Below are 13,062 nucleotides of genomic sequence, written 5' to 3'. Positions count from 1 at the left end.
TATGGCAATTTTAGAAATTAAAAATTTAATGAAAAGCTTTGACAAAACCGAAGTTTTAAAGGACGTTTCCTTTTCCATGGAGCCGGGCGAGGTTGTGTCGGTGATTGGCTCGTCGGGAAGCGGAAAAACCACACTTTTGCGGTGCATCAACTTTTTGGAAAAGGCAGATAAGGGCCAGATTGTTTTAAACGGCGAGGTTATTTTTGACGGGGCGGAAAAAAAGCGCATGTCAAACGATGAAATCCGGAAAAAGCAGCTTAAGTTTGGGTTTGTTTTTCAGTCCTTTCACCTGTTTCCGCAATACAGCGCGTTAGAAAACGTTGTGCTTGCGCCGAAGCTTTTGGCAAAGGAGCGCCCTGATTTTAAAGAAAACAAAAAGGCCATTTATGAAGAAATTGAAAAAAAGGCAAAGTCGTTAATGGACAGGGCAGGACTGTCGGCAAAATATGAAAACTATCCATGTGAGCTGTCCGGCGGACAGCAGCAGCGGGTAGCCATCTGCCGGGCGCTGGCGTTAAACCCTGAAATTATGCTGTTTGACGAGCCTACGTCTGCCTTAGACCCTGAAATTACCAATGAGGTGTTAAAGGTAATCAAATCGTTGGCAGACGATGGCATGACCATGATTATTGTGACCCATGAAATGTATTTTGCAAAAAATATTTCAGACCGGATTATTTTTATGGATAACGGCGTAATTGCAGAAGAGGGAACGCCCAAACAGATTTTTGAGGAGCCGAGAAACGCGCGCACCCGGGAGTTTATTGCAAGCTTTGCTTCCCAGAGGGGCTCGGTGTTGTAATGGAGCATTTAAGCGAAGAGGAATTAAATTTTTTGTATGATGTGATGCTGTCGCTGAAAAACAGGGAAGAATGCAAGCGGCTGTTCAGCGATTTGTGCACAGAGCGGGAACTGTCGGCCATGGCCCAGCGGCTTTCTGTGGCTAGGCTGCTAAAGCAGGGGAAAACGTTTACGGAAATTGAAGAGGAAACGGGAGCTTCCAGCGCGACCATTGCGCGGATTAACCGGTGCCTCCACTATGGTTCTGGCGGATATTCCCTGATGCTCGACGAGCTTACTGCTGAAGGTTAAGGGAGAATAATTTCATCTTGACAATTCTGCCGCTTCGTGCTATGATAAAGATTGAGCATAGCGCAGATGAGATGAGATTTGATAGCCGAGATAATTTATATCAGTGTTGTTTAAAGTCTGCCTGTGGCAGACTTTTGTTGTTTTGGAGGAAAAATTATGTTCATTCAAATCATTGGATCCCTTCAGCTGGGGCTTTTATACGCCGCCATGGCAATGGGGGTGTTTGTTACGTTCCGTATTTTAGACATTGCCGACCTGACTGTTGACGGAAGCTTTGTCACAGGCATGGCAACGGCGGCGGTGGTGACCATTGCGGCAAACAATCCGGTTTTAGGAATTTTGGCAGGCACCGCGGCCGGCGGACTGGCGGGGCTGATTACCGGCTTGCTTTTAACTAAGGTGAAGGTGCCGCCGATTTTGGCAGGCATTATTACTATGACGGGACTTTACAGCATTAACATGTTTATTATGGGTGAAAAGTCGAACCTTTCCTTAGTGGGGCAAGAAACTGTTTTTACCTGGGTTTGCAAAGCTTCGCCCTTAAATGATGAGATTGATAAGCTGATTTTATCGGCGCTTATCATTGCTGCGGTGGCAGCGATTTTGGCGGTGTTTTTTAAAACCCGCCCGGGCATGGCAATCCGCGCCACCGGAGACAATGAGGAAATGGTGCGCTCGTCTTCAATTAATGCAGATGTTTCAAAATGTTTGGGAATTGTAATTGCAAATGCCTGCGTTGGGCTTTCCGGGTCCTTAATCTGCCAGTATCAAATGTTTTCCGATGTGGGATATGGCACCGGCATGGTTGTAATCGGCCTGGCGTCCATCATCATCGGCGAGTCTATCTGCGGCCGGCGCGGCGTAGGCGTTGGAATTCTCTCGGCGTGTGTGGGTTCTGCGGTTTACCGCATTATCATTGCCCTTGCCCTGCGGTTTGAAATTTTCCCATCCTATGCCTTAAAGCTCATTTCTGCAGTGATTGTTGCGCTTTCCATTGCAATTCCCACAGCGAAAAAGGCAATTGGCAACGCAAGGATGAAATCCCAGAGGAGGAACGTGCAATGAACGACATGCTGGTGTTAAACAATATCAAGAAAATATTTTTTAAAGGGACGGTTAACGAAAAAGTGGCCCTTGAAAATTTAAACCTAAATGTTGCCCCCGGCGACTTTGTCACCATTTTGGGCTCCAACGGCGCAGGAAAGTCCACCATGTTCAACGCTATTTTGGGAGCATATCCGGTGGAGGAGGGAAACATTTTTTTAGACGGCGAGGACATTACGTTTAAAAAGGATTATAAGCGCGCGTTAGACATTGGCTGTATTTATCAGGATCCCATGCGCGGCACCAGTCCCCACATGACCATTGAAGAAAATTTGTCCCTGGCTTACACCAGAAAAGCGAAACGCTCGTTCTTTGCGGTGAATAAGCACGACAGCGCCTATTTCAAAGAATTGCTGGCAACGCTGGATTTAGGGTTGGAGAACCGTATGAAAACCCAGATTGGCCTGCTTTCCGGCGGGCAGCGCCAGGCGGTATCGCTTTTGATGTCTACCATTGCCGGGCCAAAGCTTTTGCTGTTGGATGAGCACACGGCGGCCTTAGATCCTGCAACCGCCAAAAAGGTTTTAAAAATTACAACGGAGATTGTTACGAAAAATGAAATAACCACCATGATGATTACTCACGACATGAATTATGCCCTTTCCTGCGGCAATCGCACCATTATGATGGACGAAGGGCAGATTATTTTAGACATCAAAGGCGAGGAACGCGCCAGCATGACGCCGGAGGGATTGGTTGAGCTATTCTCGGCTGAGCGGAAAAAGCAGCTTACCAATGACAGAATGATGTTTTCCATGCAGTAGAAAAACAAAAAGCCCCGCGTAATTTACGCGGGGCTTTCCATGTGTCTGTTTATTCAGCCATTTTCTTGTAGGTTTCGTATCTTTCCAGCAAGTCTTTTTCAGCTTTTGTGAAGAGTTCCTCTGCAACATCAGGATATGCCTGCTTGAGCATGAGGTATCTGTTTTCACCCTCCATGAATTCACGAACGGTGCCCTTGGGCTCTTTCGAGTCAAGAACAAACGGATTTTTGCCCTCTTCTTTCAGCTCAGGATTAAATCTCCACAAGTGCCAGTAACCGGTTTCAACCGCCTTTTTCTCTTCGGCGATGGAGTTTGCCATGTTACCCTTAGACTTAATTCCGTGGTTGATACACGGTGCATATGCAATAACCAAAGACGGGCCCGGATAAGCTTCCGCTTCTTTAATAGCCTTAATGGTCTGTGCCGGGTTTGCGCCCAGGGCAATCTGTGCAACATATACATAGCCATAGGTTGTGGCAATCATGCCCAAGTCTTTCTTCTTCACTTTCTTACCCGAAGCTGCAAATTTTGCAACTGCTGCTGTCGGTGTTGCTTTGGAAGACTGGCCGCCTGTGTTGGAGTAAACTTCGGTGTCTACAACAAAGATGTTGATATCTTCGCCGGAAGCAATTACGTGGTCTAAACCGCCGTAACCAATGTCATATGCCCAGCCGTCGCCGCCGAAGGCCCAGTTGGAACGTTTTACTAAGAAATCGGTTCTGTCGGCAATATCTTTCACGCCGGGAACGGACATGTCTGCGTCTTTTATCAGCGCTTCAATTTCTTTTGCAGCGGCTTTCGATGCGTCTGCATCGTTCATGCCTTCAATCCATGCCTTGAATGCATCGGCAAGCTTGCCGTCAACGCCTGCAGCAATGGCTTCTTCCATTTTAGCTTTTAATGTAGCTCTGATTTTTCTAACGGCAATTGCCATACCCAAGCCATATTCAGCGTTGTCTTCAAACAGCGAGTTTGCCCAAGCCGGGCCTTTGCCCTCTGCGTTTGTCGCGTACGGCATAGAAGGTGCGGAACCGCCCCAGATTGACGTACAGCCGGTTGCGTTTGCAATCATCATTCTGTCGCCGAAAAGCTGGGTGATGAGCTTGATGTAAGGTGTTTCGCCGCAGCCAGCGCAAGCGCCGGAGAACTCCAGCATGGGCTGACAGAACTGCGAACCCTTTACTGTGCCCTTGTTCATTAAATCGTCTTTTACAGGAACTGTCATGGCAAATTCCCAGTTGTGTGCTTCGTCTTCAACAGCCTTGTCAACCGGAACCATGGTGAGTGCGCCCACCGGGCAGGTGTTCGGGCAAACGCCGCATCCCAGGCAGTCTCTCGGGGAAACCTGAACGCGGAACTTAAGACCTTTCAGTTGCGGACCGGTTGCATCTTTTGCGTGGAAGGATTCAGGAGCGTTCGCAGCCTCTTCCTCCGTCATCAGTGTCGGGCGGATTGCCGCGTGGGGACAAACTAAAGAGCACATGTTGCACTGGATACATTTATCAATGTTCCATTCCGGAACGCTGACAGCCACCGTACGTTTTTCATATTTTGATGTACCCTGCATAAACGTACCGTCTTCCATACCCACAAAGGTGCTGACAGGAAGCTTGTTGCCCTGCTGTGCATTCACCGGTTCAACAATGTTCTTAATGAAATCGGGAACGTTTGCGTCGTCTTCTTTCGCTTCGTCTTTTGCGTCTTTCCAGGAAGCGGGAACGTCAATTTTCACAATGGCGGTTAACGCCTTGTCAACTGCTTCACAGTTCATGGCAACAATCTTGTCGCCCTTTTTGCCATAGGTCTTTTTAATTGCGTCTTTTAACAGCGGTACGGCTTCCTCAATCGGAATAACGTTTGCAAGCTTAAAGAACGCGGACTGTGTTACCATGTTAATTCTTCCGCCCAGACCAATGGAGGAAGCAATGTCTACAGCGTTTATAATATAGAAGTGAATGTCGTTTTCAGCAATATATCTCTTCATATGGCCCGGAAGCTTTTCATCCAATTCCTCAGGGGACCAAACGCAGTTTAAGAGGAAGGTGCCGCCCTTTTTCAGGCCCTCCAGCACGTCATACTGATAAATATAAGCCGGTTTGTGGCAGGCGATATAGTCCGCCTCGTCCAGCAGGTATGTAGATTTGATGGGCTTTTTACCAAACCGCAGGTGGGACATGGTTACGCCGCCGGATTTTTTCGAGTCGTAATCGAAATATGCCTGTGCGTAAAGGTCTGTATGGTCGCCGATGATTTTGATGGCGTCTTTGTTCGCGCCAACCGTACCGTCGGAACCGAAGCCCCAGAATTTGCAGCGTGTTGCGCCTTCGGGAGCAGCGTTGATTTTTTCTCCCAGGGGCAGTGAAAGGTTTGTAACATCGTCCATAATGCCGATGGTGAAGCCGTTAATCGGATTTGCTGCATCTAAGTTTGCAAACACTGCGGCAATCTGTGTGGGTGTGGTGTCTTTTGAACCCAAACCGTAACGTCCGCCTAAAATTTCAGGCGCGTCTTTTTTGCCTGTGAACAGGTTGCAGATGTCTAAGTAGAGCGGTTCGCCCAAAGAGCCCGGCTCTTTTGTTCTGTCCAGAACTGCAATTTTCTGAACGGTTTTCGGCAGAACGTCGAAGAAATATTTGGAAGAGAACGGTCTGTAAAGATGAACCTTCACAACGCCCACCTTTTCGCCTCTTGCGTTTAAGTAGTCAACGGTTTCTTCAATTGCTTCACAAACAGAACCCATTGCAACAATCACCTTTGTTGCGTCCGGTGCACCGTAGTAGTTAAACGGCTTATATTCTCTGCCTGTAATCTTTGTAATTTCCTTCATGTAGTCGGCAACAATGTCCGGAATTTTCTCGTAGAAGGTGTTGGAGGCTTCTCTGCCCTGGAAGTAAATATCCGAGTTCTGTGCGGTACCGCGGAGAACCGGGTGTTCCGGGTTCAGTGCGTTGTCTTTAAATGCCTTTAAAGCATCCCAGTCAACTAAGCTCTTTAAGTCTTCATAATCCATCACTTCAATTTTCTGGATTTCGTGAGATGTTCTGAATCCGTCGAAGAAGTGGAGGAACGGAACTCTGCCCTTAATGGAAGCTAAGTGAGCAACGCCGCCTAAATCCATTGTTTCCTGAACGCTGCCGGAAGCCAGCATTGCAAAGCCGGTCTGGCGGCAGGCCATAACGTCCTGATGGTCGCCGAAAATGTTCAGCGCGTGAGCGGCAAGTGCGCGGGCGCTTACGTGGAACACGGTGGGGAGCAGTTCGCCCGCAATCTTATACATATTCGGAATCATCAATAAAAGTCCCTGTGATGCAGTGAACGTAGTTGTCAGAGCACCACCCTGAAGGGAGCCGTGAACAGCGCCTGCAGCGCCTGCTTCAGACTGCATTTCAACAACTTCAACCGTTTCGCCGAAGATGTTCTTGAGTCCGTTCGCACTCCACTGGTCTACATATTCTGCCATTGTAGACGATGGTGTGATGGGATAGATAGCTGCGACTTCTGTAAATGCATAGGCGCAATGTGCAGCGGCGCAGTTACCGTCCATGGTTTTCATTTTTTTAGCCATTTTTATCCTCCTTAAAAGAATAAATTATTTATTTATCATTCATAGTGATAAACATATGAATATATACCTTATTTATTATAGCACAAACAATGATAAATTTCAAACAAAAAATTTTTCTGTTCCGCGAAAAAAACAGCCGTAAATGTGGGAGTTTGAAAATTTTTTTAAAATTTATATATAAAACGTACAAAGCGAGGGAACTTTTTAGCAACATTTCGCGTCTAATTAAACAGAAAGGCAAGTAAGGAAACTGCCGTAAACCCTGATAAAAAGACAAAAAATATAAAAAAATTTACTTGGCGGAACATGAAACAATAAAAGATTTTAGCAACAAAACAGCAAAAGCCAAAAAGTTTTAATGTTCCTTTCATTTTTCGTAAGTATACTTTTACTTAAGAACGCTGCCCGATATCCGTTTTCGCTAAAACGCAGGCAGTAACGCTCTTTGAAACAGCCGAGAGGGTTTTGGCGGCTTCCCGCATGGTTGCGCCGGTGGTGAAAATGTCGTCTACAAGAAGCACTTTTTTCCCGCGGACAGCATCGGGGCTGCTTAAAGCAAACGCCCCGCGAACATTGCGATCCCTTTGGTGCATGTCAAGCTCCGACTGCCGTTCGGTATCCCGGCACTTTTTAAGCGCGTTGGAAACGCAAGGGGCGTGAAATTGTTTGGCAATGTCCTTTGCAATTAATTCCGCTTGATTGAAGCCTCTTTCCCGAAGGCGCTCTTTTGACAGCGGCGTAGGAACCACAACATCAAAATCTGTGCAGCCGAAGGAAAGAAGTTGAGCGCACATCATCATTGCAAAAGAAGTGTGCAGGTCAGAACGGCCGCCGAATTTATAGCGGTGCAGCGAGTTGCGCAGGATTCCCTGATAGGAGACACAGGCAACTAACTGGCCGTAAGCGGGACTGTTGCTTAGGCACTTTCCGCAAAGTTCAGCGCCGGAAGGCAGGGGTGCAAGACAGGTCTTGCAAAAAGCGCCCGGTTTTAAAAGAGTTAAATGTTCTTTGCAGGAATTGCAGACAAACCGGTTTCTTCCGGCAGGTTTTTGGCACACTACACAGGGACTTGGAAATAAAAAGGAAAGAATTTTATCGAACATGGTTTTTTATCAGTTCCTCAACAGCCAGCACATATCCCTGTTTGCCCAATCCGCAGATTTGTTTCACGCAAACGGGCTCCAGCACCGATACGCTGCGGAACGGCTCCCTGGCATGAATGTCTGAAAGGTGTACCTCCACACAGGGCACCATAACGGAAGAAATCGCGTCGCGGATGGCGTAGCTGTAATGGGTGTAGGCACCGGCGTTTAAAATAATGCCGTCGCAGGCCTGATAACAGGACTGGATTGCGTCGATAATCGCCCCTTCCGAGTTGGACTGGAAACAGTCTGCCGCAAAGCCCTTTTTCTTTGCCTCGGAAACAACCAGCTGTTCAATGTCCGACAGCGTGTCATGCCCATATATTTCAGGCTGGCGGACGCCCAGCATATTCAAATTCGGACCATGAATCAGTTTTAATTTGTAATACATTTTATCGCCCCTATTCTGAAACGTTAAATTCTCTGTCATTAGCATAACACAGGGAACCCGCGAAATCAATAAAAAAACAATTATTTTGGCGAGAAAGCGAAAAAAATTCTTGACATTGGGGGCGGAACAGTTTAAAATAGATAAGGTAAATATATTTTTAGATGGAGGTGTGTTTATGCTGAAGTACATATTTGTTACCGGCGGTGTTGTGTCAGGTTTGGGCAAGGGAATTACGGCTGCGTCGCTGGGAAGACTTCTTAAGGCGCGCGGATACCGGGTTACCATTCAGAAGTTCGACCCCTATATTAATATTGATCCCGGAACCATGAGCCCTATCCAGCACGGCGAAGTTTTCGTAACAGACGATGGTGCAGAAACAGACCTTGATCTGGGACATTACGAACGGTTTATTGATGAGAATTTAAACGAAAACAGCAACGTTACAACCGGAAAGGTTTATTGGAGCGTTATTAATAAAGAAAGAACCGGCGATTATCTGGGCGGAACGGTTCAGGTTATCCCCCATATCACAAACGAGATTAAAGAGCGGATTTACCGCGCCGGAGCCCACGGCGGCACCGATGTGGTGATTACTGAAATCGGCGGCACCGTCGGCGACATTGAAAGCCTTCCGTTTTTAGAGTCTATCCGGCAGGTGGCAACAGAGGTCGGCAGAGAAAACGTGCTTTACATACACGTTGCGCTCATTCCGTTCCTGGGTAAAAATGGTGAATTAAAGTCAAAACCGGCCCAGCACAGCGTAAAAGAGCTGTTGGGAATTGGTATTCAGCCAGACATTGTGGTCTGCCGTGCAGAGCGTACGCTAGACGACGAAATTATTAATAAATTATCTTTGTTTTGCAACATTTCGCCGGAAGCAGTGATTCCGAATATGGACGCCGACGTGCTCTATGAAGTTCCGCTTATGCTGGAACGGGAAGGCCTGGCAAGGGTTGCGTTAAAGAAATTGGGGCTCAGGGATCCAAAACCAAACCTATACGACTGGGAAAAGTTCGTGGAACGGTCAAAAAACCTGAAAAAAAATGTCACAATCGCACTGGTTGGAAAATATGTTGTTTTGAGGGATGCTTATATCAGCGTTGTTGAATCCTTAAAACACGGCGGCGTGGTAAATAACGCCGATGTGCATATCAAGTGGGTGAACTCGGAGTTTATCACCGAGGAGAATATAGAAGAATGTCTTGGAAATGTGGACGGGATTATCATTCCCGGCGGTTTCGGTGACAGGGGAATTGAAGGAATGGTACTGTCCTGCCGCTACGCGCGGGAAAACGACATTCCGTACTTTGGAATTTGTCTCGGAATGCAGGTCGCTGTCATTGAATATGCCAGAAATGTGTTAGGCTTAAAAACGGCGAACTCAACGGAGTTTGACCCGGGAACGACCTCGCCGGTGATTGACATTATGCCTGGACAGAAAGACATTGATAAGCTCGGGGGCACCATGCGGCTGGGAAAATATCCGTGTGTTTTAGACGGGGAATCGGCTGCGTATAGGGCTTACGGCGAAACTGAAATTTCAGAGCGCCACAGACACAGGTATGAAGTCAACAATGCATACCGCGACAGGCTTGAGTCCAAAGGCATGACGTTTTCAGGGAAATCGCCCGACGGTTTGCTCTGTGAAATTACAGAGGTTCCGGCCAACAGCTGGTTTGTGGGCGTTCAGTTCCATCCGGAATTTAAATCCAGACCGAACAGGCCTCATCCGCTGTTTCGTGACTTTATTAAATTCAGTCTGTTAAATAAGGAAAAAGACCGGGAATGTTAGGTTTAGCAATACCGCACATTGTGCGTTTGCATAAAAAAGTTGCAATAAATATGTAATATTTGTAAGATTTTTTACATTTTTATTACAACTGTAAATTTTGCATTGACTATGCCGAAAACTAGTGGTATAATCAGTGTATAGTAATGATGGGCGTATAGCTTGTCGCATCGCCTTTGCTGTTTTTGAAAGAGGAACAGCTTTGGCGAAAACCACATCTCTTTCGATTTTAAATTAAATTTATTATAAGGGAGGATTTGAGACGTTATGAAAAATCTCAAAAAGTTAGTCTCCGTAATTGTTACGGTTGCTATGCTTATCAGCTCATTGGCTGCATTAAGCGTTGGCGCTGCAACAGGACAGTATGGAGACGTACAAGAATCAAATAGCTACTACAAAGCTATTAAAGTTCTTTCCGGTCTTGGTATTGTAGAGGGCGATGATGAAGGCAACTTCAACCCCACAAGCAATATCAAAAGATCAGAAATGGTCGCTATGGTTTGTAGAGCAATGGGCCAAGAAGATGTTGCAAAAGCATCTGGCGGAAGCTCATTTGACGATGTAGCTGCAGATCATTGGGCAGCAGGCTACATTGCATGGGGCGTTGCAGGCGACATCATTTATGGTGTTGGCGACAACAAATTTGACCCCGATGCAAATGTTAAATTCCAGGATGCAGTTGTTATGGTTCTCAGAGCGTTAGGTTATGAAAGAATTGCTCAGAGAAGCGAAAACGGCGGTTATCCCACAGGTTATCTGAAAGTTGCTTCTCAGAGAGGCGTTCTTGCAAGCACAAACTTTGACGGTGCTACAGCTGCTACAAGAGAAGTAGTTGCTCAGGTTATCTACAATGCATTAACCACACCTTTGGTAGACGTTTCTTACTATGCGCCGAACCCGAAAGATGACGAATATGTTGTTTATGATGGTAAAAACGGCACAGACTTAAGAACACTTCTTACCTACACAAATGAAATTTACAAGGTAAAAGCTACTGTAGAAAACACAGCAAAGACAGAAGAAAACCTCCGTAAGGATGTTGACAACCCGAAAGTAGAACTTGATATAATCGGTACATATGATTATTATTGGGACGAAATTTTAGACAATCAGTTCTCTTCTAAAAATTCAACAATTAAACCGTATGTAGGCGAAACTGAAGTTGGCGACTACCTGGGTTACACAGTTGAAGCGTATATCGTTGAAAATGACAATGAAGAATGGGAACTCTTAGCAGTTGTTGTTGACTCTAAGTCGACAGACTCAGAAACTGTTTCTGCTAACTTTGAGGCATATGATGAGAAGAGTGGCACATTCGAGTACTATGAAGATCTTAACGATTCAAAAACCGTTAAGATTGATACGAAGACAGGCGATGACCTCTCTGTATATTACAATGGTTCACGGATTAACGAGTCAGAAATTGATGGCTTTGGCGGCCTTGAAAATCTGTTAGTTAATGTTGCTAATTCTATTACTTTCATGGGACCGAAGAATGACGATTATGATAAGATCTTTGTTACAGACTATGCTTATGCACAGGTTGACAGCGTAAGAGTTGACGAACAGTTCGTTAAATTTACATCAGGCGGTTTATCATTAGATCCAGATGACAGAGGCAATGATACTTTCATCTACAACCTCTATGATGCTGATGGCAATGCTATTACATTAGAAGATGTTCAGGAAGATGATATCTTTAATATTGTTGCTCCGTTAGTTGGTGGTAAGAAAGATCCGTTAGATGACAATGTTCCTTACATGGACATCTATGTAACAAATGAAACTGTAACAGGAACAGTTGATGAAGAAGTAGAGAAAGATTACAAATACGTGATTGCAGGCGAAGAATATATCATTGATCAAAATGCAACCCTCAAAGTTGGTGATGAAGGTATCTTCTATATCACAATTGACGGCCTTGTATTTGATTCTGACGCTGCTTCTGTAGTAAACAAGAATTATTCCTTTATCGTTACATATGGTAATGATATAGTTTTCAGTGTTAAAACACATATGCTTAAGCTGTTTACTGCTGACGGTGCTCTTGAAACCTACACAGTAGCTCCCACTTTAAAGGTTTATGATGGAGATGAATCTAAAACCTATAAAAGAAATGACAAAACGCAGGATGCATTCTTCGAAACGATTGAAGATCTAGTTGCTGACGAAGAAACGGAAAAAGCTGCAAAAGATAAGCTTGGTGATAGAATTGTTACATTTAGGACCAATGACAGTAATGAAATCTCAGAGCTTAGATTTGCAAAGAAGGGTGCTAATTTTAATGTAACATCTTCTGACAGCTATAAATATAATGATGACACACAGGTATTTGGTGGCTTGGATTTAAATGATGATTCCAAACTCTTTGTTGCCCCGGTATCAAAGATTGCTACCGATGCTTACAATGTGGATGAAGATGATCTAGAAATTGCTTCCTTCTCTTCTTTAGACGAAGATAAGAATGGTGGATATTCTGCATTCTTATACGGTTTTGACAGAGATGAGTACCTTGGTGCAGCACTTGTTAGTGAAGAAATTGATGGTACACTGAAGAAGTCTCACTTAGCTGTTGTTAAGACAAGATCTACAGGTCTTGATGCTGACGGTTCAGACATTGATAAATACACATTCGTTCAGAGCGGCGAAACCGTTACAATGGGCGTTGATTATGACGAGATGGACGCAGTTGAAACAATGGATACAGGTGACGTTTTCCGTTACACCAAGAATGGTGATGGTGAAATCAAGAAGACAAACTTCATCTATGATGCATCAACAAGAAGCTTTGATGCTGGCGATTTCACTTATGCTAAGTATGATGAAAATGATGTTGCAATTGTTTACGGTGAAGTAACAGACATCAGAAGCAATAAGATGACTGTTGACGCTGTAGATGTAGATGTTGAAGGCGGCCTGAAGCTTACGTTGAATGAAACAGATGGTAACACCTATGCTTTAGTTGACGAAAGCAGATTGACCAGCACAAACAAATCTGCGGCTGTTAAAGTACTAAATAGTTCTGCAAGCATTAAATCTTCTTATGGCAGCAATGAATACTTCGTTGTAGCACTTATTGGTGAAACATCTAGATATGAAGATTGTGTACAGATTTTGCACAAATAAGTTTAATTAGATTTTATAATCTGAGAAAGAGGATACTTCGGTATCCTCTTTTTTATGCAATTTCAAAAGAAAATCTGTATATTCCAGTT

The 13,062-nt window shown here is 45.0% G+C and carries 9 protein-coding genes; 6 read left to right on the top strand and 3 right to left on the bottom strand.

The features are described 5' to 3' along the window. Position 1 precedes the first annotated feature (1 nt). From WIG73_RS06470 to WIG73_RS06455, 4 genes are all read left to right on the top strand, one after another. Entirely contained in the window at positions 2 to 802 is an 801-nt protein-coding gene (locus WIG73_RS06470; protein WP_337399778.1) for an amino acid ABC transporter ATP-binding protein, read from the top strand. Beyond that, a complete protein-coding gene (locus WIG73_RS06465) occupies positions 802 to 1,092 on the top strand; it encodes a YerC/YecD family TrpR-related protein (protein ID WP_337399777.1) in 291 nt (96 codons plus the stop codon). The genes WIG73_RS06470 and WIG73_RS06465 overlap by 1 nt, the downstream gene beginning before the upstream one ends. A gap of 156 nt (positions 1,093 to 1,248) precedes the next feature. Then, on the top strand, positions 1,249 to 2,157 hold the full coding sequence (locus WIG73_RS06460; protein ID WP_177680186.1) for an ABC transporter permease: 909 nt from the start codon (positions 1,249 to 1,251) through the stop codon (positions 2,155 to 2,157). 5 nt (positions 2,158 to 2,162) lie between these two features. Beyond that, on the top strand, positions 2,163 to 2,960 hold the full coding sequence (locus WIG73_RS06455; RefSeq protein ID WP_337399883.1) for an ATP-binding cassette domain-containing protein: 798 nt from the start codon (positions 2,163 to 2,165) through the stop codon (positions 2,958 to 2,960). Between the two features lie 49 nt (positions 2,961 to 3,009). Here WIG73_RS06455 and nifJ read toward each other — a convergent pair whose 3' ends face one another. From nifJ to aroQ, 3 genes are all read right to left on the bottom strand, one after another. Beyond that, positions 3,010 to 6,525, bottom strand: a complete 3,516-nt coding sequence (gene nifJ, locus WIG73_RS06450; protein ID WP_337399776.1) for a pyruvate:ferredoxin (flavodoxin) oxidoreductase — start codon at positions 6,523 to 6,525, stop codon at positions 3,010 to 3,012. 392 nt (positions 6,526 to 6,917) lie between these two features. Beyond that, positions 6,918 to 7,628, bottom strand: a complete 711-nt coding sequence (locus WIG73_RS06445; RefSeq protein WP_337399775.1) for a ComF family protein — start codon at positions 7,626 to 7,628, stop codon at positions 6,918 to 6,920. After that, a complete protein-coding gene (aroQ, locus tag WIG73_RS06440) occupies positions 7,618 to 8,058 on the bottom strand; it encodes a type II 3-dehydroquinate dehydratase (protein ID WP_249313510.1) in 441 nt (146 codons plus the stop codon). The genes WIG73_RS06445 and aroQ overlap by 11 nt, the downstream gene beginning before the upstream one ends. Positions 8,059 to 8,233: 175 nt before the next feature. On the opposite strand from aroQ, the gene WIG73_RS06435 reads away from it, so the two are divergent. Both WIG73_RS06435 and WIG73_RS06430 read left to right on the top strand, forming a co-directional pair. Next, on the top strand, positions 8,234 to 9,850 hold the full coding sequence (locus tag WIG73_RS06435; RefSeq protein WP_337399774.1) for a CTP synthase: 1,617 nt from the start codon (positions 8,234 to 8,236) through the stop codon (positions 9,848 to 9,850). A 264-nt stretch (positions 9,851 to 10,114) separates the two neighbouring features. After that, a complete protein-coding gene (locus tag WIG73_RS06430; RefSeq protein ID WP_337399773.1) occupies positions 10,115 to 12,973 on the top strand; it encodes an S-layer homology domain-containing protein in 2,859 nt (952 codons plus the stop codon). Positions 12,974 to 13,062: the final 89 nt, after the last annotated feature.

The sequence above is a fragment of the Congzhengia sp. genome (assembly GCF_037235575.1).
Lineage (GTDB): Bacteria > Bacillota > Clostridia > UBA1381 > UBA9506 > Congzhengia > Congzhengia minquanensis.
Note: the sequence above shows the minus strand (reverse complement) of the source record. Positions and strands in the feature narration are given on the sequence as shown.

What these genes read in the sequence shown, in the direction of transcription:
- WIG73_RS06430 (WP_337399773.1), top strand. Translation starts at nt 10,115, where the DNA reads ATGAAAAATCTCAAAAAGTTAGTCTCCGTAATTGTTACGGTTGCTATG.
- WIG73_RS06435 (WP_337399774.1), top strand. Translation starts at nt 8,234, where the DNA reads ATGCTGAAGTACATATTTGTTACCGGCGGTGTTGTGTCAGGTTTGGGC.
- WIG73_RS06460 (WP_177680186.1), top strand. Translation starts at nt 1,249, where the DNA reads ATGTTCATTCAAATCATTGGATCCCTTCAGCTGGGGCTTTTATACGCC.
- aroQ (WP_249313510.1), bottom strand. Translation starts at nt 8,058, where the DNA reads ATGTATTACAAATTAAAACTGATTCATGGTCCGAATTTGAATATGCTG.
- nifJ (WP_337399776.1), bottom strand. Translation starts at nt 6,525, where the DNA reads ATGGCTAAAAAAATGAAAACCATGGACGGTAACTGCGCCGCTGCACAT.
- WIG73_RS06455 (WP_337399883.1), top strand. Translation starts at nt 2,163, where the DNA reads ATGCTGGTGTTAAACAATATCAAGAAAATATTTTTTAAAGGGACGGTT.
- WIG73_RS06465 (WP_337399777.1), top strand. Translation starts at nt 802, where the DNA reads ATGGAGCATTTAAGCGAAGAGGAATTAAATTTTTTGTATGATGTGATG.
- WIG73_RS06445 (WP_337399775.1), bottom strand. Translation starts at nt 7,628, where the DNA reads ATGTTCGATAAAATTCTTTCCTTTTTATTTCCAAGTCCCTGTGTAGTG.
- WIG73_RS06470 (WP_337399778.1), top strand. Translation starts at nt 2, where the DNA reads ATGGCAATTTTAGAAATTAAAAATTTAATGAAAAGCTTTGACAAAACC.